The 24,461-nt window shown below is 72.2% G+C and carries 23 protein-coding genes and 1 riboswitch; of the genes, 13 read left to right on the top strand and 10 right to left on the bottom strand.

Annotation, left to right across the window (positions count from 1 at the left end; genetic code table 11):
- Positions 1-66 precede the first annotated feature (66 nt).
- A complete protein-coding gene (locus AB5G72_RS16140) occupies positions 67-1,896 on the bottom strand; it encodes an acyl-CoA dehydrogenase (RefSeq protein WP_440220398.1) in 1,830 nt (609 codons plus the stop codon).
- A 128-nt stretch (positions 1,897-2,024) separates the two neighbouring features.
- Positions 2,025-3,185, bottom strand: a complete 1,161-nt coding sequence (locus tag AB5G72_RS16135) for a pyridoxal phosphate-dependent aminotransferase (protein WP_440220397.1) — start codon at positions 3,183-3,185, stop codon at positions 2,025-2,027.
- A 76-nt stretch (positions 3,186-3,261) separates the two neighbouring features.
- Between AB5G72_RS16135 and AB5G72_RS16130 the strand changes: the two genes are divergently transcribed.
- Together AB5G72_RS16130 and AB5G72_RS16125 are read left to right on the top strand one after the other, a co-directional pair.
- Positions 3,262-3,741, top strand: a complete 480-nt coding sequence (locus AB5G72_RS16130) for a Rieske (2Fe-2S) protein (protein ID WP_082924071.1) — start codon at positions 3,262-3,264, stop codon at positions 3,739-3,741.
- A gap of 396 nt (positions 3,742-4,137) precedes the next feature.
- Positions 4,138-4,323: riboswitch (FMN riboswitch) on the top strand.
- Between the two features lie 100 nt (positions 4,324-4,423).
- Positions 4,424-5,146 (top strand): nicotinamide mononucleotide transporter family protein, encoded by a 723-nt coding sequence (locus AB5G72_RS16125; RefSeq protein WP_440220396.1) that lies wholly within the window; start codon positions 4,424-4,426, stop codon positions 5,144-5,146.
- A gap of 43 nt (positions 5,147-5,189) precedes the next feature.
- Here AB5G72_RS16125 and AB5G72_RS16120 read toward each other — a convergent pair whose 3' ends face one another.
- The 3 genes from AB5G72_RS16120 to AB5G72_RS16110 all read right to left on the bottom strand — a co-directional run bounded on the left by AB5G72_RS16120 (position 5,190) and on the right by AB5G72_RS16110 (position 7,929).
- The gene (locus tag AB5G72_RS16120) at positions 5,190-6,554 is read right to left on the bottom strand and encodes an MFS transporter (protein ID WP_440220395.1); all 1,365 of its coding nucleotides are present in this window, start codon (positions 6,552-6,554) and stop codon (positions 5,190-5,192) included.
- Positions 6,551-7,162, bottom strand: coding sequence for a class I SAM-dependent methyltransferase (locus tag AB5G72_RS16115; RefSeq protein WP_096906615.1), 612 nt, complete (start codon positions 7,160-7,162; stop codon positions 6,551-6,553). Before AB5G72_RS16115 ends, AB5G72_RS16120 begins: the two co-directional genes overlap by 4 nt.
- An 80-nt stretch (positions 7,163-7,242) precedes the next feature.
- A complete protein-coding gene (locus AB5G72_RS16110) occupies positions 7,243-7,929 on the bottom strand; it encodes a PIG-L family deacetylase (protein ID WP_440220394.1) in 687 nt (228 codons plus the stop codon).
- A 96-nt stretch (positions 7,930-8,025) separates the two neighbouring features.
- On the opposite strand from AB5G72_RS16110, the gene AB5G72_RS16105 reads away from it, so the two are divergent.
- The 3 genes from AB5G72_RS16105 to AB5G72_RS16095 all read left to right on the top strand — a co-directional run bounded on the left by AB5G72_RS16105 (position 8,026) and on the right by AB5G72_RS16095 (position 10,112).
- Positions 8,026-8,658 (top strand): class I SAM-dependent methyltransferase, encoded by a 633-nt coding sequence (locus AB5G72_RS16105; RefSeq protein ID WP_185951922.1) that lies wholly within the window; start codon positions 8,026-8,028, stop codon positions 8,656-8,658.
- A gap of 85 nt (positions 8,659-8,743) precedes the next feature.
- Positions 8,744-9,217 (top strand): DsbA family protein, encoded by a 474-nt coding sequence (locus AB5G72_RS16100; protein WP_440220393.1) that lies wholly within the window; start codon positions 8,744-8,746, stop codon positions 9,215-9,217.
- A gap of 10 nt (positions 9,218-9,227) precedes the next feature.
- Positions 9,228-10,112, top strand: a complete 885-nt coding sequence (locus AB5G72_RS16095; RefSeq protein WP_440220392.1) for a cytochrome c biogenesis CcdA family protein — start codon at positions 9,228-9,230, stop codon at positions 10,110-10,112.
- Between the two features lie 4 nt (positions 10,113-10,116).
- On the opposite strand, the gene AB5G72_RS16090 is transcribed toward AB5G72_RS16095, so the two are convergent.
- Positions 10,117-11,073, bottom strand: coding sequence for a glucosyl-3-phosphoglycerate synthase (locus tag AB5G72_RS16090; RefSeq protein ID WP_440220391.1), 957 nt, complete (start codon positions 11,071-11,073; stop codon positions 10,117-10,119).
- Positions 11,074-11,252: 179 nt separating this feature from the next.
- Here AB5G72_RS16090 and AB5G72_RS16085 point away from each other — a divergent pair, with 179 nt between their 5' ends.
- The 7 genes from AB5G72_RS16085 to AB5G72_RS16055 all read left to right on the top strand — a co-directional run bounded on the left by AB5G72_RS16085 (position 11,253) and on the right by AB5G72_RS16055 (position 19,942).
- Positions 11,253-12,542 carry an acyl-CoA dehydrogenase family protein gene (locus tag AB5G72_RS16085; RefSeq protein ID WP_185951919.1) on the top strand — a complete coding sequence of 430 codons (1,290 nt, stop codon included), beginning with the start codon at positions 11,253-11,255 and terminating at the stop codon, positions 12,540-12,542.
- Positions 12,539-13,891, top strand: coding sequence for a phosphotransferase family protein (locus AB5G72_RS16080; RefSeq protein ID WP_440220390.1), 1,353 nt, complete (start codon positions 12,539-12,541; stop codon positions 13,889-13,891). The genes AB5G72_RS16085 and AB5G72_RS16080 overlap by 4 nt, the downstream gene beginning before the upstream one ends.
- Positions 13,891-14,613: a histidine phosphatase family protein gene (locus AB5G72_RS16075; protein ID WP_440220389.1), complete on the top strand. Its 723-nt coding sequence runs from the start codon at positions 13,891-13,893 to the stop codon at positions 14,611-14,613. The genes AB5G72_RS16080 and AB5G72_RS16075 overlap by 1 nt, the downstream gene beginning before the upstream one ends.
- Positions 14,614-14,735: 122 nt before the next feature.
- Positions 14,736-15,545 (top strand): alpha/beta fold hydrolase, encoded by an 810-nt coding sequence (locus AB5G72_RS16070; RefSeq protein ID WP_396468261.1) that lies wholly within the window; start codon positions 14,736-14,738, stop codon positions 15,543-15,545.
- A 14-nt stretch (positions 15,546-15,559) separates the two neighbouring features.
- Positions 15,560-17,815 carry an MMPL family transporter gene (locus AB5G72_RS16065; protein ID WP_440220388.1) on the top strand — a complete coding sequence of 752 codons (2,256 nt, stop codon included), beginning with the start codon at positions 15,560-15,562 and terminating at the stop codon, positions 17,813-17,815.
- Entirely contained in the window at positions 17,812-18,558 is a 747-nt protein-coding gene (locus AB5G72_RS16060; protein ID WP_082924061.1) for a lipocalin family protein, read from the top strand. The genes AB5G72_RS16065 and AB5G72_RS16060 overlap by 4 nt, the downstream gene beginning before the upstream one ends.
- A 10-nt stretch (positions 18,559-18,568) precedes the next feature.
- The gene (locus AB5G72_RS16055; RefSeq protein WP_440220387.1) at positions 18,569-19,942 is read left to right on the top strand and encodes a TIGR01777 family oxidoreductase; all 1,374 of its coding nucleotides are present in this window, start codon (positions 18,569-18,571) and stop codon (positions 19,940-19,942) included.
- Between the two features lie 13 nt (positions 19,943-19,955).
- Here AB5G72_RS16055 and AB5G72_RS16050 read toward each other — a convergent pair whose 3' ends face one another.
- From AB5G72_RS16050 to AB5G72_RS16040, 3 genes are read right to left on the bottom strand one after another with little or no spacing between them, the layout of a single operon-like run.
- Entirely contained in the window at positions 19,956-20,600 is a 645-nt protein-coding gene (locus AB5G72_RS16050) for a TetR/AcrR family transcriptional regulator (RefSeq protein WP_120285286.1), read from the bottom strand.
- 57 nt (positions 20,601-20,657) lie between these two features.
- Positions 20,658-21,980, bottom strand: coding sequence for an SPFH domain-containing protein (locus AB5G72_RS16045; RefSeq protein WP_163376211.1), 1,323 nt, complete (start codon positions 21,978-21,980; stop codon positions 20,658-20,660).
- 51 nt (positions 21,981-22,031) lie between these two features.
- Entirely contained in the window at positions 22,032-22,466 is a 435-nt protein-coding gene (locus AB5G72_RS16040; RefSeq protein WP_069389913.1) for an NfeD family protein, read from the bottom strand.
- A gap of 69 nt (positions 22,467-22,535) precedes the next feature.
- Between AB5G72_RS16040 and AB5G72_RS16035 the strand changes: the two genes are divergently transcribed.
- A complete protein-coding gene (locus tag AB5G72_RS16035; protein ID WP_440220386.1) occupies positions 22,536-23,426 on the top strand; it encodes a cation diffusion facilitator family transporter in 891 nt (296 codons plus the stop codon).
- Here AB5G72_RS16035 and AB5G72_RS16030 read toward each other — a convergent pair.
- Positions 23,405-24,412, bottom strand: a complete 1,008-nt coding sequence (locus tag AB5G72_RS16030; RefSeq protein WP_240341360.1) for a carbon-nitrogen hydrolase family protein — start codon at positions 24,410-24,412, stop codon at positions 23,405-23,407. The genes AB5G72_RS16035 and AB5G72_RS16030 overlap by 22 nt on opposite strands.
- Positions 24,413-24,461: the final 49 nt, after the last annotated feature.

Raw genomic sequence — 24,461 nt, 5'->3', positions numbered from 1 at the left:
GGCCGGGATCGACGACGACGACGAGGTGCGCTCCCGGCCCGGCGGGCCGAACCGGAAGGCCCCGACCTAGAACGCGCCCTCGGGCATGTGCATGACGTCCACGTCGAGCGCCTCGATGGTGGCCCGCGCGGCGCCGACCTGCGGCAGGTGGGCGCGGGCGAAGAAGTTCGCCACCGTCACCTTGCCGGTGTAGAAGTCGTGGTCGTCGCCGGTCGCCTCCGGTAGCCGGTCCAGCGCCACGCCCGCCTCGCGCAGGAGCATCCAGCCCACCATGAGGTCGCCGACCGCCATGAGGAGGGGGACCGCGCCGAGCCCGATGAGGTAGAGCTTCTCGGGATCCTCCTGGGCGCCCATGAGGTGCTCGGTGAGGGTGCCGACCATCGACTCGACGTCGGCCAGGGCGCCGGCCACCCCGGCGCGCGCGGGTTCGAGCTCGGCGGGACCGGCCTCGTCCACGGTGCGGTGGATCTGCGCCGCGACGTGGCCCAGTGCGGTACCGCCGTCGCGGATGATCTTGCGGAAGAAGAAGTCCTGCGCCTGGATCGCGGTGGTGCCCTCGTAGAGGGAGTCGATCTTGGCGTCGCGGATGTACTGCTCGACGGGGTAGTCCTTGAGGTACCCGGAGCCGCCGAAGCACTGCAGCGACTCGGCGAGGCACTGGTAGGACCGCTCGGAGCCCACGCCCTTGACGATCGGCAGGAGCAGGTCGTTGACCGTGTGCGCGAGCTCGGGCCCGGCGCCGGAGACGACCTCCGCGGACACGATGTCCTGGTGGGCGGCGGCGTAGAGGTACACCGCGCGCAGCCCCTCGGCGTACGCCTTCTGCGTGAGCAGCGACCGCCGCACGTCGGGGTGGTGGATGACGGTGACCTTCGTGGCGTCCGGGTTGCCGGCGTCGGCCATGTCGTTGCCCTGGACCCGCTCGCGCGCGAACTCGAGAGCGTTCAGATAGCCCGTGGAGAGGGTGGAGATGGCCTTGGTGCCGACCATCATCCGGGCGGCCTCGATGGTCTTGAACATCTGCTTGATGCCCAGGTGGACGTCACCGGCCAGGAACCCCACGGCGGGTCGGCCGTGCGCGCCGAACGCCACCTCGCAGGTCGCGGAGGCGGCCAGGCCCATCTTCTTCTCGATGCCGGTGACGTAGACGCCGTTGCGCTCGCCCGGCGCGGCGGTCTCCGGGTCCGGCATGTACTTGGGCACGAGGAAGTAGCTCAGGCCCTTGGTGCCGGGGCCGGCGCCCTCGGGTCGGGCGAGCACCTGGTGCCAGATGTTCTCGAACAGGTCGCCGGTGTCGGCGCCGGTGATGAACCGCTTGGTGCCCTCGATGTGCCAAGTGCCGTCGGGCTGCTCGATCGCCTTGGTGCGCACGGCGCCCACGTCGGAGCCGACCTCGGCCTCGGTGAGCATCATGGACGACCCGTGGTTGCGCTCGATGATCCTGGTGGCCCACGTCTTCTGCTGCTCGTTGCCGATCGAGTGCATGATCCCGGCGAACAGCGGCCCGGACAGGTACATGAAGATCGACGGGTTGGCGCCCACGAGATACTCGGTGATCGCCCAGGTCACCAGGCGCGGCGCGGCCACGCCCCCGACGGCCGGGTCCACGCCGACGAGGCCCCAGCCGGCGTCCTGCCAGGCGCGGACGGAGGCCACGTAGTCGGGGTGGAGGGTGACCTCGTGGGTCTCGGGGTCGAAGGTGGGCGGGTTGCGGTCGGCGGTGGTGAACGACGCGGCGACCGGCCCCTCGGCCAGGGCTGCGGCCTCGCGCAGCATCGTCCGGACGGTCTCACCGTCGAGTTCGGTGGACTCGTCGCGCTCGAGGATCTCGTCGAGTCCGAACACGTCGAACAGGACGAACTCCAGGTCACGTGGGTTGCTGCGGTAGTGGGACACGCGGGGCCTTTCCGACGACGGTGGTCCGCGCCGGACGGCGCACCAGGTGCCCACGGTAGAGCACGGCGCCCCGCGGACGGCGCGATTACGGACCGTAGTCCGGAAGGTGGGTGGCGGTGCCGGACCGACTATTCCTGCAGGGCTCGCAACCGTCGCCCCGCCTCGTCGAGCACCTCGGGCCGTTTGCAGAACGCGAACCGCACCAGGTGGGACCACTCCGCCGAGAAGGCGTCGGTGAACGGGGCGAACGGCACCGCCGCCACGCCGATCCGCTCCGGTAACTCCAGGCACCAGGCCGCCGCGTCGGTCACCCCGAGGGGGCGCGGGTCCGCGGTGAGGAAGTACGTGCCCTGTGCGACGACGAGGTCGAACCCGACTCCCGAGAGCGTGTCCACCAGCTGGTCCCGCCGAACCTGCATGTCCTGCCGCAGCGTGGCGATCCACTCCTGCTCGTGGCGCAGTGCGTGCGCGACGCCCAGTTGCAGGGGCGAGGCGACGGTGAAGCTCATGTACTGCCGCGCGGTGCGGGCCCCCGCCACGAGGTCCGCGGGCCCGGTGAGCCATCCGATCTTCCACCCGGTGCAGTTGAGCAGCTTGCCGGCGCTCGAGATGCGCAGGGTCCGCTCGGCCATCCCGGGCAGCGTCGCGATCGACACGTGCTCCACCCCGTCGTAGGTGAGGTGGGCGTACACCTCGTCGGAGATGGCGATCGCGTCGAACTCGTGGCACAGCGCGGCGATCTGTTCGAGGTCCTCGCGCGGCAGGACGGCCCCGGTGGGATTGTGGGGCGAATTCACCAGCACGGCCCGCGTCCGCGGGGAGAACGCGTCCCGCAACGAGTCCACGTCGAGTCGGAATTCGCCGCCCGAGCGGACCATCCTCGCGGCGCGACGGGTGGCGCCGGCCATCGCCACCGTGGCCGCGTAGGAGTCGTAATACGGTTCGATCACGACCACCTCGTCGTCGTACTCCACCAGGCCCACCACCGCGGCGGCGATCGCCTCGGTCGCGCCGACCGTCACCAGCACCTCGGTGTCCGGGTCGTGCACCAGTCCGGTGTGGGCGGTCTCGTGGTCGGCGGCGGCCCGGCGCAGTTCCGGGGTGCCGATGCCCGGCGGGTACTGGTTGTGGCCCTCCCGCATGGCGCGTGCGGCCGCCTCGATCATCGACTCCGGTCCGTCCGTGTCGGGGAAGCCCTGGCCCAGGTTGATGGCGTCGAACCGCGTGGCCAGCTGCGAGACCTCGGAGAAGATCGTCGTGGCGTGGGGTCGGAGTCTGCGGACCGTCATACGGGCAGCCTAGGTGTTCGGCCCACGGTGTTCGGCACACGCAAGACGGGTGGCGCCGACCGATACCATGGGCGGCATGACCGAGCCCCTCGCCGCCACGTCCGCCTCGACCGGTGGAGCCGCCGCCGTCGGGCCGTGCACCCAGCGCCGCGCGGTGCTGGCCGCCCTGCCCGGGATCATCCTGCTGCCGGGCATCGCCTCGGCCTGTGGCATGACCGAGCCCGCGCAGCCCCCGTCGACGGTGCAGCAGACCACCACGGTCCCCGCGACCACCATCCCCGCCGCCGAGATCCCGCCGGGCACGGCCAAGCAGTTCAGGGCCGGCGAGGCCACGGTGATCGTCGCGCAGCCCGTCGAGGGCGAGTTCGTCGCCTACTCGGCGCGCTGCACCCACCAGGGCGGGGTGGTCCAGGTGATCGAGGGCATGACCCTGCGCTGCCCGCTCCACGGCGCCGAGTACGACGCCACCGACGGCCGCAACACCCTGCCCCCGGCCCCGCGCCCGCTCGACGCGATCCCGGTGACGGAGTCCGGCGGGCAGCTCACCCTCGGCTGACGCCCGCCGCCGCCCCACCTGCGCGTCCTCGTCGGCTTGCGCGTCCGGTCTGTACGGAAATCACCCGGGTGTGCGTCCTGTCTGGTCCATAGGCGGCGCGCACCTGGGAAAGGGGTGCGCGCTCGGCCCACCTCGGCCCGTCAGGCGACCCGCGTCCGACCGCCGGCTTGCGCGTCCTTTTCGGCTTGCGCGTCCGGTCTGTACGGAAAGCACCTGGGTGTGCGTCCTGTCTGGTCCATGGGCGGCGCACACCTGGGAAAGGGGTGCGCGCTCGGCCCACCGCCACCGCCCGAGCCCACCGCCACCGCCCGAGCCCGCCGGCGCCCGGGCCGCCGCACCCGCCAGCCCCAACGCCCCTCGGCTTGCGGCGCGGCCACGTTCAGGGGTAGAACGGGAACACGTTCTCAGGGCGGGGTGAAACTCCCCACCGGCGGTGATGTCACCGGCTCCATGGCCGGAGGCGAGCCCGCGAGCGCCCCGCACGCGCGGTGCGGCCACACGGCCACTCCACGCACGCGCGGGTCAGCAGACCCGGTGTGATCCCGGGGCCGACGGTCATAGTCCGGATGGAAGAGAACCGCGCGTCACCCGACGCGGTCCCGGTCGACGACGACCGTGGCCGGGCGGGCGTCGTGTCACAAGCCCTGGGCCGTCTGTGTAGAGCCCGTGAAAGGGGCACACGATGAGCCTTCTCGTGGAATTCCTCGACGCGCAGTTGATGATCGGTGGCGTTCCGATCCTGTGGCGCGAGATCGTCGGCAACGTCTTCGGCCTGGCCGCCGCCATCGGCGGTATGCGCCGGGTGGTGTGGGCGTGGCCGGTGGGGATCGTCGGCAACCTCACCCTTCTGACAGTCTTCCTCGGCGGCGTCTTCCACACCCCACAGGACGTGGACCTCTACGGTCAGGCCGGCCGGCAGGTCATGTTCTTGGCCGTGGGTGTCTACGGCTGGTGGCGGTGGTCGCAGTCCAGGCGTGCGAGCGCCGCCCTGCCCGGAGGCTCGGCCACCGGCGCGGTGGCCGTCCATCCGCACTGGGCGACCGGCCGGCAGCGGGCCGGTCTCGTCATCGGGATGGTGACCGGCACCCTGGTGTTCGGCTGGATCTTCGCCCAGCTCGGCTCGTGGGGGCCGTGGGCCGACGCGTGGATCTTCACCGGGTCGATCCTCGCGACCTACGGCATGGCCCGCGGGTGGACGGAGTTCTGGCTGCTGTGGATCGGCGTCGACATCGTGGGGGTGCCGCTGCTGCTCAAGGCTGGCTACTACCCGTCGGCGGCGCTGTACCTGGTGTACGGCGCGTTCGTGATCTGGGGTTTCCTGGTGTGGTGGCGCGTGGATCTGGCCGAACGCGCGGACGCCGCCGGTCCCGCCGGGCAGCCGCGGGAGCAGCTGCCGGTCGGCTGACCACGGCCTGTCCGACGCCAGCCGCCCGCCGGGCCCCGGGTCGTCAAACCGTCGACGCCGGGGCGACCGTCCGGCGCGCGGTCCGCGGCCGCACAGCCGCCACCACGACGAGCGACAGGGCGGCGAGCGTGAAGCCCAGCCCGCGGAAGTCGATCCACGCGAACACCAGGCCGGACAGCAGACCACCGGCCGCGCCGGACAGCGCCACTGCCACGTCGGCCTGCCCCTGGACGCTGGCACGCACGGTGGTCGGGACGGACGTCGTGAGGACGGTCGTGCCGGCGACCAGTCCCAGACTCCAGCCCAGCCCCAGCAGGATCAGCGCCAGCGCGACGAGCGCCGTCGACTGCGGCGGGGCCAGGGCGGCGAGCCCGCCGGAGGCCAACAGCACGAGGCCCGCGGACACCGCCACGGCGCGGGTGCCGAACTTGTCCACGAGCAGTCCGGACAGGGGCGCGGGCAGGAACATCGCGGCGACGTGCAGCGAGATCACGACGCCCACCACGGTCACGGTGTGGTCGTGGTCGCGCATGTGCACGGGGGTCATGGTCATGAGCCCGACCATGACGAACTGGGTCAGCGCCATCACCACGACACCGGTGATGACGTCGGCCGTCCAGATGCGGGTCGGTACGGGCGCCACGGCGTGCCGTTCGGAGTCGGCGGCGGTGGCCGCGGCCTCCGCGGCGGGGGAGGGGGACGACGACGACAGTGACGACGACGACGACGAGGTGAGCGCCGCCTCCGCTGCCGCGATCTCCATCCTGCGCGCCTCGAGCAGGGGGTCGGGCCGCAGCAGCAGGGAGATGACCAGCGCGGCACCGCCGTAGGCCGCGGCGGCGAGGAGGAACGGTCCCGCGAGCGGGGCCAGGCCCAGCGCCTCGGCGACGACGCCGGTAGGCCCCACGAGGTTGGGCCCGGCGACGGCGCCCGCGGTGGTGCCGAGCAGGACGTAGGACAGGGACCGGGCGCGGGTGGCGTCGGTGGCGAGGTCGGCGCCGGCGTAGCGGGCCTGCAGGTTGGTGGCCGTGCCGGCGCCGTAGATGACGAACGAGGCGAACAGCAGCGGCAGCGATTCGAGGGCGGTGGCCGCGACGATGCCGACCGCACCGAGTGCGCCGACCGCGAATCCGGCGGCCAGGCCCGGGCGGCGGCCGCGGGCCTGGGAGAGCTTGCCGACCGCGATCGCGGCGAGGGCCGAGCCACCGGTGAACAGTGCCGACGGCAGCCCGGACAGGCCGGGGCCACCGAGCAGGTCCTCGGCGAGCAGCGCACCCACGGTGATGCCCGCGGCGAGTCCGGCCCCGGCGAGCAGCTGGGCCAGGACGAGGACGGTGAGGATCCGTCGCTGCGCCGTCGCCCGGCCCGTCTCCGGTGCGGTGTGCGTGGCGTCGCCGGCGCGGGTCACGCCCCGCCCCAGGTGCGGGCGTGCAGGAGCACGTCGACGGCGGTGGCCTTGCCGGCAGGCCGCAGGTCGTGCCGCAGCGACACCACCTCGAGTCCCTCGGCGCCGCGGGCGAGGTCGGCGATGTCGGGGAGCACGGTGGGATCCTGCGGGCCGCCGACGCCGCGGCGGAGGTTCTCGGCGGCGTGGCCGAGGTAGACCAGGTGGCCGCCGGGGCGCAGCCAGGTGCCGGCGCTGCGCAGAACGGCGGTCAGTGCGGGGAGGTCGAGGTGGAGGAATCCGACGACGACGAGGTCGACGGCCTCGGACGGGGCCCAGGTGGTGGCGTCGCCGACGACCCAGTCGACGCTGCCGCTGCGTCCGTCGTCGGAGTCCTTGGCGCGGGCCTGCTCGATGGCGACCTCGGAGAAGTCGACCGCCTGCACCTGCCAGCCGTGCGCGGCGAGCCACCGCGCGTGCCGGCCGTCACCGCAGGCCAGGTCGACGGCGGTGCCCACGTCCAGCCCGGTGTCCTCGGCGGCCGTCACCTCGGCGACGATCCGGGCGGCGGGGGTCGTGCCCCAGACGTCGGGCTGCGCGAGGTAACGGGCGTTCCATTCGGAGGCGTCCACGGGCGGTGGTCCTTTCGGTGCGGAGGGCCGGTTCGCCGGCGACTGGTTCGGTGGTTCGGTGGTTCGGTCAGACAGGGCGGTCAGGGGTGGCGGAGCCACCGGAGGTGTTCGGTGTCTCCCTGCAGTTCCAGTCTCCTCCACAGCACGCTGCCCGGGACGGCCTGGCTGGGGTGGCATTCCACCGCGGCCAGCTGCGCGGCACGGTCGACGGTCAGGGCCAGGTCGATCTCATCGGCCGGGCGCCCGAGGAACCCGGCGTACCCCTCGCCCGCCAGTGTGGCGCAGAGGTCGTCGGGGAGGACCCACGCCAGCACCCCCAGGTCGTGGCGCTCGCCCGCGCGGACGGCCGCCGCGGTGGCGGCCACGTGGTCGGGGTGGCCGCTGATGCCGGTGGAGTCGAAGGCGACCAGCCCGTCAGGCCTCACCGCCTCGATCTCCTGCTCGACCGCGTCGTCGATCGCGTCCGCACCGAGCGCCGTCAGTCCACCGTCGGGGAGGTCCAGGAGGGTGACCCCCTGCGCGCCGAGCGCGTCGGCGGCGGCGCGTAGTTCGCGCTCGCGGATCACGGACAGCTCGCCCTCGATCTCCTCTCCACGGGCGCCGTGGAGGGTCGAGGCCTCGCCCCGGGTCAGGCAGAGGACGTGGACACGCGCGCCTGAGACCGCGAGGGTCGAGAGGATCGCGCCGAGGCCGAAGGACTCGTCGTCAGGGTGGGCGACCACGGCCAGAACCGTGTCCCAGTCCGGTAACCCGGTCGTCGTGCGCATCGCGGCGGACCTCCCTGTGTCGGTGAGAATAGCTGTGTCGGTGGGAATCGTTGGACCGGCACCGGGACCGGCGGATACCCGGTACCGTATCTTCGCATGAATAGGTCTCGCGAACGGCAGGATGCGTCACTCTTCGCCCGCGCGTGGGTGGTGGCCAGCCCGGTGCTGGAGCGGATCGGCCTGGCCGAGTCGCGACGGCGTCTGGTCGACGGCCTGTCGGGCACGGTGGTGGAGGTCGGCGCCGGCAGCGGGGTGACTTTCGAGCACTACCCGCCGGAGGTCACCCGGGTGGTGGCGGTCGAACCGGACCCGCACCTGCGCGCGTACGCCCGCCGGCACGCACAGCGGGCGGCGGTGGACGTCGAGGTGGTAAACACGGTGGCGGAGGCGCTCCCGCTCGCCGACGGTGAGGCTGACGCCGTGGTGTTCGGGCTCGTCCTGTGCACCGTCCCCGACGTCCCGGCCGCCCTGGCCGAGGCCCGGCGGGTGCTCGCCCCGCACGGCGAGCTGCGTCTGCTCGAACACGTCCGGGCCGACGGTCGGCTGGGTCGCGTCGCCGACCGGATCGAGCCCGTGTGGAGCCGACTCGGAGGCGGGTGTCACCCGAACCGCGACACCGCCCGGCACGTCGCGGAGGCGGGCTTCGACGTCTCCGGCCTGCAGGCCCGTCCGTTCCCGCCGGTGGTGCCGTTGACGCCGATGCTCAGCGGGTCCGCGCGGCGTCGGTAGCGCGGTCCCCGCTCCCGGTGGGCGGCATCCCGGTCATCGCGTTGTCCCTCGTGGTGGCCGTACTCCTCGCCCTCGTGGCCTGACCATGTACACCGACTTCCGCTGCCCGTTCTGCGCCAAGTTCTCCCGCGAGGTGGAGCCCGCCCTGGTCGAGGAATACGTCGGCAGCGGCGAGCTGCGGATCGAATGGCGGGACCTGCCGATCTTCGGCGAACAGTCGATGGCCGCCGCGCGAGCCGGCCACGCCGCCGCCGACCAGGGCAGGTTCTGGGAGTTCACCGAGGTGGTCTTCGCCGACTCCCCCGACCGCGGTCACCCGGACCTCAACGAGGAGAAGTTGGTCGGGTACGCCCGCGAGGCCGGCGTCGCCGACATCGAGCGCTTCCGCGAGGACATGACCAGCGACCGGTACGACGAGGCGATCCGGGCCGACTACGAGGCGGCCACCGCACTCGGTGCCACCTCGACCCCGACGTTCCTCATCAACGGCACGGGCATCATCGGCGCCCGCTCCACGGAGACGTTCCGCAACGTCATCGACAGCTCACTCGACGGGTGACGTGGGCCCGATGACCGAACAGATCGGACTGATCGGCGGATTCCTCGGCGGCGTCCTGAGCATCCTCAGCCCGTGCTCGGCCCTGCTGCTGCCCGCCTTCTTCGCCTACGCCTTCGGTACCCGCCGGGTGCTCCTCGCCCGGACCGGGCTGTTCCTGCTCGGCCTCGCCATCGTCCTGGTCCCGCTCGGCGCGGGGGTCGGGGCCATCGGTTCGCTGTTCACCGTCCACCGCGGGACCGTGACGTTGATCGGTGGCCTCGTCATCGTCGCCCTGGGCGTCTACACCGCCCTCGGGGGCGGATTCCGGCTCCCCGGACTCTCGGACGCCTCGTCCCGCGTCACCGGCAGCGGCCCCGTGGCCGTCCTCGCGCTGGGCGCCCTCTACGGCTTCGCGGGATTCTGCTCGGGCCCGCTGCTCGGCGGCGTGCTCACCCTGGCGATGGCCGGGGGTTCGCCCGCCTACGGGGCAGCGGTCATGGGCGCCTACGCGGTCGGCATGGTCGTCCCGCTCGCGGTGCTCGCCCTGGCGTGGGACCGGCTGGGGGTGTCGCGCCGGCGATGGATCCGCGGTCGCGACGTCACCCTGGGGCCGGTCCGCACGCACACCACCTCACTCATCGCCGGGGTGCTGTTCATCGCGGTGGGACTGCTGTTCATCCTCACCGACGGCACCGCGGCCCTCGGCTCGGTGATGGGCGTGGACGCCCAGTTCGACCTGCAGCTCGCCATCGAGCGCCGGGTCGCGGGGATCGACGACCTGTGGTTCGCCGTCGCCGCGCTGGCCGTGGCCGCCGTCGGCCTCGCGGTGTGGGTGCTACGCGACCGGCGCCGCGCGCGGGCGCGGCAGGAGCCGGACGCCCGCAGCCCCGAGGATCAGGAGCCCGCCCGCGGCTGAACCCTCACCCCGCAGCCCTCACCTCGCACATCGGAGGCCTGTCGCCGGTCTCGATGCGCGTGGTGGTGGGCGAGTAGGCGCCCGCCGGCGACCGGGTGAACGTGGTGAGCCGCTGATGCGGCTCGGCCGTCGTGGTGACGCGGCCCGCGCGGACGAGACGGTCGAGTGCGGTGAGCTGGATCTGCGCGGCCATCCGGGCCAGCGAGTCATCGGGGGAGTTGCGGTGACGCCGGGTGCCCAGGTCCACCTGCGCCATCGCGTCGAGTCCCACCAGTTCCCACACGTCCACCAGGAGCGCGAGCTCCACGCCGTAGCCCCGGGCGAACGGTATCTGCTCGAGGACCTCCCGGGTGGCCGCGTACTCCCCGGCGAGTGGCTGGACGAACCCCGCCAGCTCCGGCCACCAGGCGTCGATGAGCGGTCGGGCCACGAGTTCGGTCACCCGCCCGCCCCCCGAGGGCAGCACCGTGGCGCCGTCCGCGAGCGGCCGGTCGTAGCACCCCTTGACGAAACCCAGCGACGGATCCAGGACCAGCGGGGCCAGCAACCCCACGGCGAAGGTCGGGTCGAAGTCGCGCAGGTCGGCGTCGATGAACGCCACCACGTCCCCGGTCGTCACCGCGAGGGACTTCCACAGCGCCTCGCCCTTGCCCGGGACCGACCCCCACTCCGGCAGGATCTCGGACTGCGCGTGGACCTCGGCGCCGGCGGCGCGGGCGACCCGCGCCGTGTCGTCGGTGGAGTCGGAGTCGATCACCACGATCTCGTCGAGCAGCGGCACCGTCTCCACCAGGTGCTCGCGCAGTGCGGTGACGATGGCGCCGACCGTGGCCTCCTCGTCGCGGGCGGGCAGGACCACCGACAGGCGTCGGCCGGCTTTCGCCGCGGCCACCCGGGCGGCGTCGAAGTCCCGGGCGGTCAGGCTCCGGCGTCGGAACCAGCCCTCGGTGTCCGGCAGCATCGTCGGGCGTCTCGCTCTCGCTGTGACGACCCACCGGCCGGGCGGGTCGCGGAGGGGTTCTCCGTCTCGCCATTGTGGGTCACCCGACGGCGGGCTCGCGCGCGACCCCCGGCCTCGGCCCGCGCGTGGAGTCGCCGTGGAGTCAGGACCCGTTCCCCGCGCTGTGCCACGATGAACCCATGGACTTCTCCTCCTCGCCCCGCGCCGCTGAGCTCACCGCAGCCGTCCGCGAGTTCATCGACACCCACATCGCCCCGGTGGAGCCGGAGATCCACGCCGACATCGCCCGGCGTCGGCTGGCAGGGGAGGATCCGTGGGAGGTCGATCCGCGGGTCCCGGAACTCCAGGCCCGCGCCCGCGAGCAGGGACTGTGGAACCTCTTCCTCCCGGCCGGACACGAGGGGCCCTACGCCGAGCGCTACGGCACCCACGGCGGCACCGGCCTGAGCAACACCGACTACGCGCCGGTCGCCGAGGAGATGGGCCGCTCGTTCCTCGCCCCGCTGGTGTTCAACTGCAACGCCCCGGACACCGGGAACATGGAGGTCCTGCTCAAGTACGGCTCACAGGAGCAGAAGGACCGGTGGCTGGACCCGCTGCTCGACGGGAAGATCCGCAGCGCCTTCCTCATGACCGAGCCGGACGTGGCCTCCTCGGACGCCTCGAACATGGCCGCCACCGCCCGCATCGACGGTGACGAGGTCGTCCTCGACGGCCGCAAATGGTGGTCCACGGGCGTCGGTCACCCGGACTGCAAGGTGGGCATCTTCATGGGCGTGTCCGATCCGGACGCGCACCGCTACCTGCGCCACTCGATGGTCCTGGTGCCGATGGACGCTCCCGGGGTCCGCGTCGAGCGCATGCTCACCGCCCAGGGGGTCTACGACGAACCGCTCGGCCACGGCGAGGTGACGCTGGAGGGCGTGCGGCTCCCGGTGTCCAGCATCATCGCCGGACCGGGCAAGGCCGCGGAGATCGCGCAGGGCCGACTGGGCCCGGGGCGCGTCCACCACTGCATGCGGCTGATCGGCCTGTCGGAGATGGCGCTGGACCTGGCCTGCCGCCGTGCCTCGGGTCGCGTCGCCTTCGGCAAGCCCATCGTCAACCTCGGCGGCAACCGTGAGCGTCTCGCCGAGGCACGCATCGCGATCGACCAGGCGCGCCTGCTGGTCCAGCACGCAGCCTGGAAGCTCGACACAGAGGGACAGGCCGCAGTGGAGGTCAGCGCCATCAAGGCCGCCGTCCCGAAGATGGCGCAGCAGGTCATCGACATGGCCCTGCAGCTCCACGGTGGCGGCGGCATGAGCGACGATTTCCCCCTGGCCGGGGCGTACGCCACCGCGCGGTCGCTGCGACTGGCCGACGGCCCCGACGAGGTCCACCTCGGCGTCGTCGCCCGCGCCCTGCTCGCGCCCTACCGCGACGCCGCCACCACCGGTGGCACCGAGAAGACCGGGACGACCCGATGACCGCCCGAGACGGCGCGCCCGACCGCGACGCCGCCCTGCGCCGCCGCGTCCCCGGCACCGACGCGGTGCGCGGTGAGGACGCGTTCGACGTCGAGGCCGTGGCCGCGTGGCTGCGGTCGATCACGCCCGACGACCCGACCGTGCTGGCGGGGGTGGATCTGGGCGACGACGACGAGCCGGTCATCCCCGAGGTCCGGCAGTACACCGGTGGCGCGTCCAACCTCACCTACCTGCTGCGCTACCCGGGCGCGGACCTGGTCCTCCGCCGCCCGCCGGCCGGGACGAAGGCCCGCGGTGCCCACGACATGAAGCGCGAACACCGCGTCCAGTCGGCGCTGCGACCGGTGTACCCGCTGGTGCCGCGCATGGTGGGGTTCTGCGGCGACCACTCGGTGATCGGCTCGGACTTCTACGTGATGGAGCGGATGGAGGGCACCATCCTGCGCAAGGAGCTGCCCCGCGAACTGCTCATGGACCGGGTCACCACCCGCCGCCTCGCCGAGGCGGCCGTCGACGCGCTCGCCGACCTCCACTCGGTGGACGTCGGGGCCGCGGGCCTGGGCGACCTCGACCGCGGCGAGGGATACGTGCGCCGCCAGGTCGAGGGCTGGTCCGCCCGCTACCGTCGCGCCCGCACCCCCGACGTGCCCGACTTCGCCCCGGTGATGAAGTGGCTGCACGCCAACCAGCCCGACGACGTGGGCCACTGCCTGGTGCACAACGACTTCCGCTTCGACAACCTCGTGCTGGATCCCCGGGACGTCACCCACGTCATCGGCGTCCTGGACTGGGAGATGGCCACCGTCGGCGACCCGCTCATGGACCTCGGCGGGGCACTCGCCTACTGGGTGCAGGACGACGACGGCCCGCTGTTCAAGGCGTTCCGCCGCCAGCCCACCCACGCGCCCGGGATGCTCACCCGCAAGCAGGTCGTCGAGCGGTACGCCCGCCGGGCCGGACTGGACATCACCGCGGAGCAGTGGCGCTTCTACGAGGTGTTCGGTCTGTTCCGCCTGGCCGTGATCGCCCAGCAGATCAACCACCGCTACTTCCACGGGCAGACCACCAACCCGGCGTTCCGCGCCTTCCGCCCCGGAGTGGCGTTCCTCGAGCAGCGGTGCCTGCGCATCATCCGCACGGGCGACGGTCGTCTCACTCCGACCCGGGTCTCCCCGCGTGACGTGGTCCCGGAACTGCTCGGCGTCCCCCGGGTCGTGCTCCCGTTGCTCGCCGGGGGCGTCCACGACGTCCGGGGCAAGGTGACGGGTCTGCTCGGAGGCCTGCCGGTGATCGGCGATCTCCCCGTGATCGGCGGGCGACCCACCGGCACGTCGGGCGGTGGGCGCTGATGGGGTCCATCCACCTCGTACGCCACGGGCAGGCCTCGTTCGGCAGCGGCGACTACGACCGGTTGTCGGAGACCGGCCACCTGCAGGCGCGTCTGGCCGGCGAGGACATGGCCGGCCGCGGGCTGCGGCCCGACGTGATCATCCACGGCGGCCTGCGCCGGCAGCGCGAGACGGCGGAGGGCCTGCTCGCCGGGCTACGCGCCCACGACGACCGGGACGCCGCCGAGGACGTCGCGGTGGAGGTCGACGAGCGCTGGGCCGAGTACGACGCCGACGCGGTGCTGGAGGCCGCCCGCGTGGCCGGCCTGACCACGGAGCACGGGACTCTCGACTCCGCCGGTGCCTCCGACGAGGCCAAACAGGCGTTCCAGCGCCAACTCGACGCGGCCCTCGGACACTGGGCGGGCCTCGAGGCGTTCGCCGGATACCGGCGCGACGCCGACGACGCCCTGGCGGACGCCGCCGCGAGGTCCGGGACCGGCCGGACGACCGTCGTCGTCTCCTCCGCCGGCACGATCTCCCTGGCGGTCGCCGGCCTCCTCGCCGACCCCGAGGGCGTCGTGGGGCTGTGGACCCGGTTGCAGCGCGTGACGGTGAACACCGGGACCGCCCGGGTCGTGGTGGGTCGCGGTGGGATGACGTGTATCGCGGTCAACGAACACCAGCACCTCGAGCGGGCGGCCGGGCCCGACGACCCGCGCCGACTGGTCACCCTGAGGTGACGATGTCGGCCGACCGCAGGTCGGATCGGCTCGAGGCCGCCTCGCGCCCGGGCGGGCGTCGTATCGTACGACCGTAGAGGCCGTTCCAGGCGGCCGCGAGAGCACGTCAGGAGAACGCCACGATGCCCACCTTCCAGCGCGGTCACACGACGATCGCCTACACGGACACCGGCGCCCCCGCGGGGCGGGAGGACGCCCCGGTGGTGTTCTTCGCCCACGGCTTGCTGTTCTCGGGCTGGATGTTCCAGCACCAGATCGCCCGTCTGCGCGACAAGTACCGGTGCGTGACGATCGACTTCCGCGGGCAGGGCAACTCCCCGCGGGCCATGGGTGGCTACGACATGGACACCCTGACGGTGGACGTGTCCGAACTCCTGCGGCACCTGCAGATCCCGGTGGTGAACTTCGTGGGCCTGTCCATGGGCGGGTTCGTGGGGATGCGCCTGGCCGCCCGCAACCCGGAGATCGTGCACACCCTGACGCTCATGGACACCGCCGCCACCGCGGAGGAGCCGGCCAACCGCAGCAAGTACAAGACGCTGTCCAAGGTGTACCGCGTGGCCGGCATGAAGCCCCTGCGTGCGCGGGTGGCGCCGATCATGCTGGCCGAGGGCAACCTCGACGCCCCCTGGGTGCAGGAGTGGATGACCCAGCTCGAGCGCACCGATCGCGTGGGGCTGGTCAAGGCCATCGACTCCGTCGCCGACCGTGACCCGTGTGAGGACGAGGCCATCCGCATCATCGCCCCGACGCTGGTCATGGTGGGGGCCGAGGACGCGGCCACGCCCCCGGACAAGTCCCAGCGGATCACCGAGCTGATCGCGGGCTCCCGCTATCGCGAGATCCCCGGTGCGGGGCACTCGCCCAGCATGGAACGTCCCGACGAGGTCACCACCATCCTCGAGGAGTTCCTCTCCGAATACGACGTGTGAAGACAAGGGAACCGATGAGAGCTGAGCGGTCGGCTGCAGAGAAGCCAGGGTCGACGGGGCGGTCGGGGTCGGCCGACGGGTGGGTCGGCGTCGTCACGGGCAAGCTCTCCGCGTGGTTGATGCTCGTGGTCGTGCTCCTCGTGAGCGGCGCGGTGTTCGCCTTCGCCTCATCGGAGGGCTCGTCGCAGGGGCCACAGACGCTCCCGGACGACTCCGAGGCCGCCCTCGTCTCCGAGATCCAGCGCGAGTTCCCGGGTTCCGAGTCCGTCCCCGCGGTCCTCGTGGTGACCCGCGAGGACGGCGGCGAACTGGGGCCCGAGGGCATCGCCGCGGCCGTCGGTGCCGGCGAGCGCATGGCCGAGGTCGTCGGTGCTCCCGCAGAGGGACCCATCCCGTCCGAGGACGGCGCCGCCGCCCTCATGCTGGTGCCGGTCGACGCCCAGTTCCTCTCCGGGGGCGCGGCCAGCGACCTGGTGTCGGAGATGAGGGACGCCGTCGCCGACGGTCTCGACGAGGGCATCAGCGCCCAGCTCACCGGCGGCCCGGGGTTCGCCGCCGACACCGCCGCCGCGTTCGAGGGCGCCGACTTCCGACTCCTGGCGGCCACGGCCCTGGTCGTCGCGGTACTGCTCATCGTCACCTACCGCTCACCGGTGCTGTGGCTCGTCCCGCTGATCATCATCGGTGTCGCCGACCGCGTCGCGGCGCTGCTCGTCGCCAAGGTCGGCGAAGCACTCGACTTCACCGTCGACGGGTCCACCTCCGGCATCGTCTCCGTCCTCGTCTTCGGTGCCGGAACCAACTACGCCCTGCTCCTGGTGTCCCGCTACCGCGAGGAACTCCGCAAGACCTCGGATCGTCGAACCGCCCTCCGCGACGCGTACCGGGGCGCGGTCCCGGCCATCATCGCCAGCAACGTCACGGTCGTGCTCGCCCTGCTCACCCTGCTCCTGGCGGCCCTGCCCAACTACCGATCGCTCGGCGCCTCCGCGGCGGTGGGCCTGCTCGTCGCCCTGGTCTACGCGCTCGTCGCGCTGCCCGCCGCCCTGGCCGTGTGTGGCCGCGGCCTGTTCTGGCCGTTCATCCCGCGCCCGCACGAGGGACCTGCCGGCACGCGAACCGACGACGGCGCCCCCGTGACCCCGCGGGACTTCGACGAGGACGTCCCGCCGGGCGTCTGGGGCCGCGTCGCCGCGCGCGTGGTCAAGCGCCCCGTGACGGTCCTCGTCTCCTGCGTCCTGCTCCTCGCCGTTTTGTCGCTCGGCCTGCTCGGTACGCGTATCGGCCTGAGCCAGACCGAGCAGTTCCGTACCCCCTCCGAGGCGGCCGCCGGGCTCGAGACCGCCGCCGAGCACTTCCCGGCCGGCGTCACCGACCCGGTCACCGTGCTCACCCGCACCGGCACCGAGGGCGAGATCACCGAGGTGGTCCGGGATGTGGAGGGTGTCGTGTCCGCCCGCCCGGCCGGCGAGTCCGGGACGGGATGGAGCCGCGTCACCGTGGTCCTCGACGCCGCGCCCGCGACCGACCGGTCGGAGGACAGCGTGATCGCGCTCCGCGAGGCCGTCGACACGGTCTCCGGTGCCGAGGCGCTGGTGGGCGGGTCGGTGGCCGAGGCCGTCGACACGTCCCAGGGCAACCTGCGTGACCTCACCCTGATCGCGCCGCTCATCCTGCTCGTGGTGTTCGTCGTCCTGGTTCTGGTCCTGCGGTCGGTCGTCGCGCCCCTGCTGGTCATGGCGGCGACCGTGCTGTCGTCGCTCGCCGCTCTCGGGCTCGGCACGTTCGTCACCACCCAGATCCTGGGCTTCCCCGGCCTGGACGTGTCGGTGCCGCTGTACAGTTTCCTGTTCCTGGTGGCCCTCGGCGTGGACTACTCGATCTTCCTCACCATCCGGGCCCGCCAGGAGGCCTCCACCCACGCCACCAGGGAGGCGATGGTCCGCGCCGTCGCGTTGACGGGCGGCGTCATCACCTCCGCCGGCATCGTGCTCGCCTCGGTGTTCGTGGTCCTCGGCGTCCTTCCGCTGATCGTGCTCACCCAGGTCGGCGTGATCGTCGCCCTCGGTGTCCTGCTCGACACCTTCGTCGTGCGCACCCTGGTCGTGCCCGCCCTGTTCACCCTCGTGGGGGACAAGGTGTGGTGGCCGGGTGACCCGCGAGGACAGACCCGCCGCGGCGCCACCGCAGGTTCCGCGTCCGACGACCCCGGCCGCCGCACCGGCGACCACGGCGCCGGCCCCACCACGACCGAGGAGATCCACGCATGAGCACCACCGCCCGCACCAGCACCGCCGCCCGCACCAGCACCAGCCCTCGCTCCGGCCCGTCCCGGTCCCGCCTGCGAGGCCTGGTGACGGCCCTGGCCGTCGCGCCGCTCCTCGCGGCGGGCCTGGGCACCGCCCCCGTGGCCAGCGCCCAGGACGTCACCGACGGCGGACGCCTCGGCGGCGGCTCCTCGCAGCTCCTGCCCGACGGTGTCGCCGTGGGCTCCCTCGGCGGACCCGAGCTCACCCAGGTCGACTCCGTCGACCTCGAGCGGTATCAGGGAGAGTGGTTCCAGGTCGCCGCCATCCCGCAGCCCTACACGCTGCAGTGCACCAACGACACCAGGGCCGAGTACGCGGTGACCGCGCCCGGCACGGTCTCCGTGCGCAACTCGTGCGGCTCGGCCATCAGCTCGGACTCGGTGATCGAGGGCGAGGCGAAGGTCCGCGACACCGACACCAACGCCTCGCTCCGGGTCAACTTCCCGATGGTCCCGTTCCAGGACGAGAACGGACCCGTCAACTACCGGATCACCTACCTGGCCGACGACTACTCGCTGGCCATCGTGGGCGACCCCACGCGGTCCTCCGGGTTCGTGCTCAGTCGCGAGCCGGTCCTCGACGCCGAGCAGTGGTCCACCGTCCGCGATGTGATCGAGGACCGCGGTTGGTGGTCATGCGCCTTCCTCACCGTTCCTATGGCGGGCGGCCGCGGCGACGTGACCCCACTGTGCCTACTGCCGTGATGAGCACCCGATGAGCATCGATCTCACCTGCACGGTTCCGGCCACCCCCGACGAGGCGTGGCGTTACTTCGCCTCGCCCGGCGCCTTCCGCCGGCTCTCGCCCCCGTTCATGCCGCTGCGACCGGTGAGTGAGGCCGATTCACTGCGGGACGGCGTGGCGGTCCTCGAACCGCGTACGGCGCTGCCGGGACCTCTCGGAGTCCGCTTCGGACCCCGCTGGCTCGCGCAGCACGATCCCGCCGGTTTCATCGAGGGTGAGCGGTTCGTCGACCGCTGCGTGTCCCAGCCGTACGCCGCGACGACCGGATGGGTCCACACGCATACGGTGACGGCCGGTCCGGACGGCACCGCCCTGCTCGGCGACAGGGTCGACGCCCGGGTGCCCGGCCGGATGCTCTCGCCGGTGTTCGCCTACCGGTACCGCCAGATGGCCGCCGACCTCGACAGCCTCGCCCGGTACGACAACCGCGCTCTGACCGTCGCCGTCACCGGCGCGTCGGGCCTCGTGGGCACCGCCCTCACCGCGCTGCTCGGGGTCGCCGGACACCGGGTCATCCGCCTCGTCCGCGGCGACGCCCGTGGCCCGGGGGAGCGCCACTGGGACACCGGCGATCCCGCCGCTGACCTCCTCGAGGGCGTCGACGTCCTGGTCCATCTCGCCGGTGCCCCCATCGCTGGGCGCTTCACGGACCGGCATCTCGAACTCGTCCGCGACAGTCGCGTGGGCCCCACCCGTCGTCTCGCCGGACTCGTCGCCGCCCGCGGCGGGTCCACCACCCTCGTGTCCGCGTCGGCGATCGGCTACTACGGCGCCGACCGCGGCGACGAGCGGCTCGTCGAGGACTCCGCTCCCGGCTCCGGTCCGGTCGCCGACATCGTCGTCGACTGGGAGCGCGACTGCGAGCCCGCACGTCTCGCCGGGGCCCGGGTGGTGAACGTGCGCACGGGCATCGTGCTGTCCGGTTCCGGGGGGATGCTCCCGCCGCTGGCCGCCATCACGCGCTCCGGGCTCGGCGGCCGCCTCGGCTCGGGACGGCAGTGGATGTCGTGGATCTCGCTGGACGACCTCACCGACATCTACCTGCGGGCGATCGTCGACCCTGCGGTGACGGGCCCGGTCAACGCCATAGCCCCCGAACCGGTCACCAATTCCGAGTTCACCCGGGTTCTCGGTTCGGTCCTGCGGCGCCCGACGGTCGTCCCGGTGCCCGGATGGGCCCCGGCGCTCGTCCTGGGCGGGCGGGGTTCGGACGAGCTCGCCCTGGCGAGTCAGCGGATCCTGCCGCAGGCGCTCGCCGGCGCGGACCACCGCTTCCGACACCCCCGGCTGGAGAGCGCGCTGGCCCACGAACTCGGCGCGGAGGAGCTCCCCGCGGGGCTGTAGAGAGATGCAGCGTTCAGCGCTGCAGGATCATCGGCACGAGCACGCGACGGGCCAGTGCCCGGATCTGCTCCTCCGTGTCGACCGCGGGCGGGCCGTCCGTCATCACGACCAGTGAATGGAGGAACCGGCCGACCACGCTGGCGACCTCGCGGGAGAGCTGCTCGCACTCCTCGTCGTCCATCTGGCGGGTGTGGACGTCCGCGTTCCACGTGCTTCGGACGAACTGGGCGAGGATCTCGGTGATCGCGTCCAGGACCGTGTCGGACTGGCCCGCGAGCAACGCCATGGCCTCGACCTTGTCGACCTCGATGAGCCGACGTAGCAGTTCGTTCTGCCGGATGTCGAAGACGGTCCCGACCAGCAGGTCCTCGATGTGCCTCACCGGGTCCCACTGCAGGGACTCGAAGGGCGTGTAGCGCGCGTTGACGGTCATCATCAGGCGCTGCGCCTCGTGGGCGTAGATGGCGCGGAGGATGTCGTCCCGCGGCCCCAGACGCCGGTACAGGGTCACGCGGGTGACACCGGCCGCCCGCGCGATGTCCTCGGTGCTCGTGCCCTTGATGCCACGCTCGGCGAACACCGCGGACGCCGTCTCGATCAACCGGACATCCTCGGCGTCAGGCGCGCGGCCACCACCCAGGCCAGTGTTACGAGTCACACCCCCATGTTACGACGCCCGGCCGAGGTGGCTGCGCGGAATGCCACCCGTCGGGGGTCACCGCCGGGGCTGGTCGCCACCATCGACGGGGTAGGCACCCTCGCCCGACCGCTGGTCAGCGGCCTGGTCGAACCCGGACGGCTGCCCCGGCCCGGGAGCCTGGGGCCCGCCGATCGCGGGGGTGTCCTGGCCTGCCGACTGCGAGGGGCTGTCGGGCGCCACGCCACCCTCCGACTCCGGGACCATGTCGAACACGCCGGGCTTGGGCTTGGGCCGGCTCGGCTGCTCGTCCATCACCGAGGTCGTACCCTTGGCCGCCGCCTCCGCGGCGGCCACGGACCGGGCGATCTCCGGGTCGGTGGAGGTGTCGAACCACTCGTCGGGCGCCGACGGCAGATCGGCATCGGAGTCGACGTCGGCCGGCTCGTAGCGGAACACCCCGTCGTCGTCCTTCCTGGCGACGGACTTGACGAAGTTCTCCAGCGAATCGCCGAACTGCGAGGGGATCATCCACATCGTGGCGGCCTCGCCCTTGGCCATCTCCGGAAGGTTCTGCACGTACTGGTAGGCCAGCATCTCCGGCGTGGGCTTGGAGGACTTGACCGCGGCGTTGACCCGGGCGATCGCGGCGGCCTGGCCCTCGGCCACGAGGTAGCGGGCTGCGCGCTCACCCTGGGCGCGCAGCATGCGGGACTGCCGGTCGGCCTCGGCGTTGAGGATCGAGGCCTGCTTGTTGCCCTCGGCGTCGAGGATGGCTGCCTGCTTGGCACCCTGCGCCGTGGTGATCGCGGCCTCGCGCTGTCCCTCGGCGGTGAGGATGGTGGCGCGCTTCTCGCGGTCGGCCTTCATCTGCTTCTCCATCGACTCCTGGATGGACATCGGCGGATCGATGGACCGCAGCTCGACCCGGGCCACGCGCAGGCCCCAGCGTCCGGTCTCGGAGTCGAGCACCCCGCGCAGCTGCTTGTTGATCATGTCGCGGCTGGTGAGCGTCTGCTCGAGGGTGAGCCCACCGACGACGTTGCGCAGGGTGGTGGTGGCCAGCTGTTCGACGGCCACGATGTAGTTGTTGATCTCGTAGACCGCAGCCTTGGGGTCGGTGACCTGGAAGAAGACCACCGTGTCGATGCTCAGTGTGAGGTTGTCCTCCGTGATCATCGACTGCGGCGGGAAGGTCACGACCCGCTCGCGCAGATCGACCTTGGCGCGCACCCGGTCGATGAAGGGGATGATGAGCGTGAGCTGGCCGCTCACGGTGCGTTGGTAACGGCCGAGCCGTTCGATGACCGCGGCCTCCGCCTGGGGGATGAGCTTGACCGAGCTCACCACCACCGAGGCGATGAGGATGACGATGACGGCGAGGAAGATCAAGCCTTCCATGGTTCCTCCGATGCTTCTCGTGCGTGTCCGCTGGCCGGAGACCAGCGCCTTCTAGATGCCACGCACGACGATCGCCGTGGCGCCCTCGATCTGGTGCACGAGGACCTTGTCCCCGGCCTCGAACGTCTCGCCCTCGAGGAGCGGACGCGCGGTCCAGGTGTCGCCCGCGATCTCGACCAGTCCGCCGCCCGCACCGATCGCCTCGACGACGGTGCCGTCCCGGCCGGTGAGCGCGGCGGTGTTGGTGTCGTGCTCGGGGAGTGCGGCGAGCAGGCGCCGCCGGACGAGGGGGCGGACCCCCAGGACGAGGACGAGGGAGACGAGGGCGAACGCCAGGGCCTGCCCCCAGACCGGCGCGCCCAGGAACGCCGCGGCCGAACCGCCGAGGGCGCCGCCGGCGAGCATGAGCATGAACAGCTCGCCCCCGGCCGCCTCTCCGGCGGCGAGCAACACCGCTGCTCCGAGCCAGGCCAGTCCCACATGCATGACACCGAGCCTACCGACAGCGGGCGACGGGCAGGAGGTCTCCTGCGTGCGGGACTAGGCTGCTGGGACGTGTCGACTCTGAAGAAGTCCGCGTGGCTGTCCGTGGCCACGGCGATCGTGACCATCGTGCTCAAGATCGCGGCCTGGTGGGTCACCGGTTCGGTCGGCCTGCTTTCCGACGCCGCGGAGTCCGTGGTCAACCTCGTGGCCGCGGCGATCGCGCTCGGCGCCATCACGGTCGCCGAGCGCCCGGCCGACGACGACCACCAGTACGGCCACTCCAAGGCCGAGTACTTCTCCGCGGGTGTCGAGGGCGCGATGATCTTCGTCGCCGCCGCGTTCATCCTGGTCGTCAGCGTCGAGCGGCTGATCAATCCGGAACCGCTGGAGGCACTCGGCATCGGTCTGGCGATCTCGGTGGGCGCCGCCGTGATCAACGGCGTGGTGGGTGTGGCGCTCGTGCGAGCGGGGACCCGTCACCGGTCACCGACCCTCAAGGCCGACGGGAAGCACCTCATCACCGATGTCATCACGTCTGTCGGCGTCGTCGCCGGGCTGGCACTGGCCTGGGCCACCGGCTGGGAGGTGCTCGACCCGATCGTCGCGATCGGCGTGGGACTGAACATCCTGTTCATCGGCTATCGACTGGTACACGAATCGGGGATGGGATTGATGGACGCCACGCTCCCCGGCGAGGACAACCGGGCGATCGAGGAGGTCCTCGAACGCCACCGCGAACCCGGCCGCGTCGACTTCCACGAACTGCGGACGAGGGAGTCGGGCAGGTGGCGCTTCGTCGAGTTCCACGCGTTGGTGCCCGGTCAGTGGAGCGTCGAACGCGGGCACGACCTCGTGGAGACCGTGGAGCAGGAGATCCACGCGGTCCTGCCGAGCTCGCACATCACCACACACCTCGAGCCGATCGAGGACGAGCGGGCCTACAACGACGTGCACCTGTGATGCGCCGCGCGCAGCCCGGCTACGCGACCTCGGCGGCGGTAGTAGCTCCTGCCCGCGACGTTCTGCTGGTGCCAGTACCCGCGTAGCAGCGGAGGCAGGTCGGGGATCCAGAACCGGTCCTCCAGCGGCGTGACGGGGTCCGTGGCTCCGAGGGGCACGTCCGCGTAGACGATCCCGGGCCCCTCGTCCGTGCGTCTGGTGGCCAGGACCGTGCCCGAGGCGTCGACGATCTGGGTGGCGCCCACGAACTCCGTGGCGTACGGCACCGATGCGTCGGAACCGGGCAACAAAAGGAAATCCGACCGCAGCGTCCCGCAGTGGGAGGCCTGCAGCACGGGCGCGCCCAGCCGCCGGGCGAACTCCGCCGGCGCGTTCTCCGACAGGTCACGGTTGTACCGCGCGAGCGAACCGAGCGCTCGCCCGGTCAGCCCGCCCCAGTTGTCCGGGACCGTCCACCAGTGGGTCCCGGTCATCGCCACCGCGACCCGCCCCCGGAGCCTGCGTACGGTCCCGGTGCGGATCAGCTCCCAGCAGCTCGCCACCCCCACCCCGCCGAGCCCGGTGACGAACGCCCCGTCGTCGCTGCCGTCCGCGTAGAAGCCGCCGCCGGAGTAGAAGCAGTTCTCCCACATCGTCGGCAGGTCCTTGTCATGGATGTGCACGCGTCCGTCGGGTTCGACCAGGTGATAGCGGTTGAACACCTCGTCGTCGTCGGCCACGAGCATCGACCCACCGACGGTGACGGAGTGGCGTGCGGCGAGGAGTCGGAACATCTCGACGGCCACGTTCTCGCGCGGCAGGACCGCGTCGTGGACCTGCCCGCGCATCGGCACCGGCGATGTGCAGAACTCCGGCACCGCGATCAGGCGCGCGCCCCGCCCGGCGGCCTCCACGATCATCTTTTCCAGTCGACCCAGTGTGAGGTCCACGTGCCCCGGCACGCCTTCCAGTTGCACTGCCGCGGCGTGCACCACCTGCGCGTCCATGAGGCCTCCCGTGTGCGATCGCGCGCGATCGAGCGCGCAGGTCAGCGCG

The organism is Dietzia sp. MNB45 (assembly GCF_051994785.1).
GTDB lineage: Bacteria > Actinomycetota > Actinomycetes > Mycobacteriales > Mycobacteriaceae > Dietzia > Dietzia kunjamensis.
Note: the sequence above shows the minus strand (reverse complement) of the source record. Positions and strands in the feature narration are given on the sequence as shown.

What these genes read in the sequence shown, in the direction of transcription:
- AB5G72_RS16100 (WP_440220393.1), top strand. Translation starts at nt 8,744, where the DNA reads ATGTACACCGACTTCCGCTGCCCGTTCTGCGCCAAGTTCTCCCGCGAG.
- AB5G72_RS16095 (WP_440220392.1), top strand. Translation starts at nt 9,228, where the DNA reads ATGACCGAACAGATCGGACTGATCGGCGGATTCCTCGGCGGCGTCCTG.
- AB5G72_RS16110 (WP_440220394.1), bottom strand. Translation starts at nt 7,929, where the DNA reads ATGCGCACGACGACCGGGTTACCGGACTGGGACACGGTTCTGGCCGTG.
- AB5G72_RS16080 (WP_440220390.1), top strand. Translation starts at nt 12,539, where the DNA reads ATGACCGCCCGAGACGGCGCGCCCGACCGCGACGCCGCCCTGCGCCGC.
- AB5G72_RS16065 (WP_440220388.1), top strand. Translation starts at nt 15,560, where the DNA reads ATGAGAGCTGAGCGGTCGGCTGCAGAGAAGCCAGGGTCGACGGGGCGG.
- AB5G72_RS16130 (WP_082924071.1), top strand. Translation starts at nt 3,262, where the DNA reads ATGACCGAGCCCCTCGCCGCCACGTCCGCCTCGACCGGTGGAGCCGCC.
- AB5G72_RS16090 (WP_440220391.1), bottom strand. Translation starts at nt 11,073, where the DNA reads ATGCTGCCGGACACCGAGGGCTGGTTCCGACGCCGGAGCCTGACCGCC.
- AB5G72_RS16125 (WP_440220396.1), top strand. Translation starts at nt 4,424, where the DNA reads ATGAGCCTTCTCGTGGAATTCCTCGACGCGCAGTTGATGATCGGTGGC.
- AB5G72_RS16085 (WP_185951919.1), top strand. Translation starts at nt 11,253, where the DNA reads ATGGACTTCTCCTCCTCGCCCCGCGCCGCTGAGCTCACCGCAGCCGTC.
- AB5G72_RS16060 (WP_082924061.1), top strand. Translation starts at nt 17,812, where the DNA reads ATGAGCACCACCGCCCGCACCAGCACCGCCGCCCGCACCAGCACCAGC.
- AB5G72_RS16105 (WP_185951922.1), top strand. Translation starts at nt 8,026, where the DNA reads ATGAATAGGTCTCGCGAACGGCAGGATGCGTCACTCTTCGCCCGCGCG.
- AB5G72_RS16045 (WP_163376211.1), bottom strand. Translation starts at nt 21,980, where the DNA reads ATGGAAGGCTTGATCTTCCTCGCCGTCATCGTCATCCTCATCGCCTCG.
- AB5G72_RS16030 (WP_240341360.1), bottom strand. Translation starts at nt 24,412, where the DNA reads ATGGACGCGCAGGTGGTGCACGCCGCGGCAGTGCAACTGGAAGGCGTG.
- AB5G72_RS16055 (WP_440220387.1), top strand. Translation starts at nt 18,569, where the DNA reads ATGAGCATCGATCTCACCTGCACGGTTCCGGCCACCCCCGACGAGGCG.
- AB5G72_RS16040 (WP_069389913.1), bottom strand. Translation starts at nt 22,466, where the DNA reads ATGCATGTGGGACTGGCCTGGCTCGGAGCAGCGGTGTTGCTCGCCGCC.
- AB5G72_RS16075 (WP_440220389.1), top strand. Translation starts at nt 13,891, where the DNA reads ATGGGGTCCATCCACCTCGTACGCCACGGGCAGGCCTCGTTCGGCAGC.
- AB5G72_RS16070 (WP_396468261.1), top strand. Translation starts at nt 14,736, where the DNA reads ATGCCCACCTTCCAGCGCGGTCACACGACGATCGCCTACACGGACACC.
- AB5G72_RS16135 (WP_440220397.1), bottom strand. Translation starts at nt 3,185, where the DNA reads ATGACGGTCCGCAGACTCCGACCCCACGCCACGACGATCTTCTCCGAG.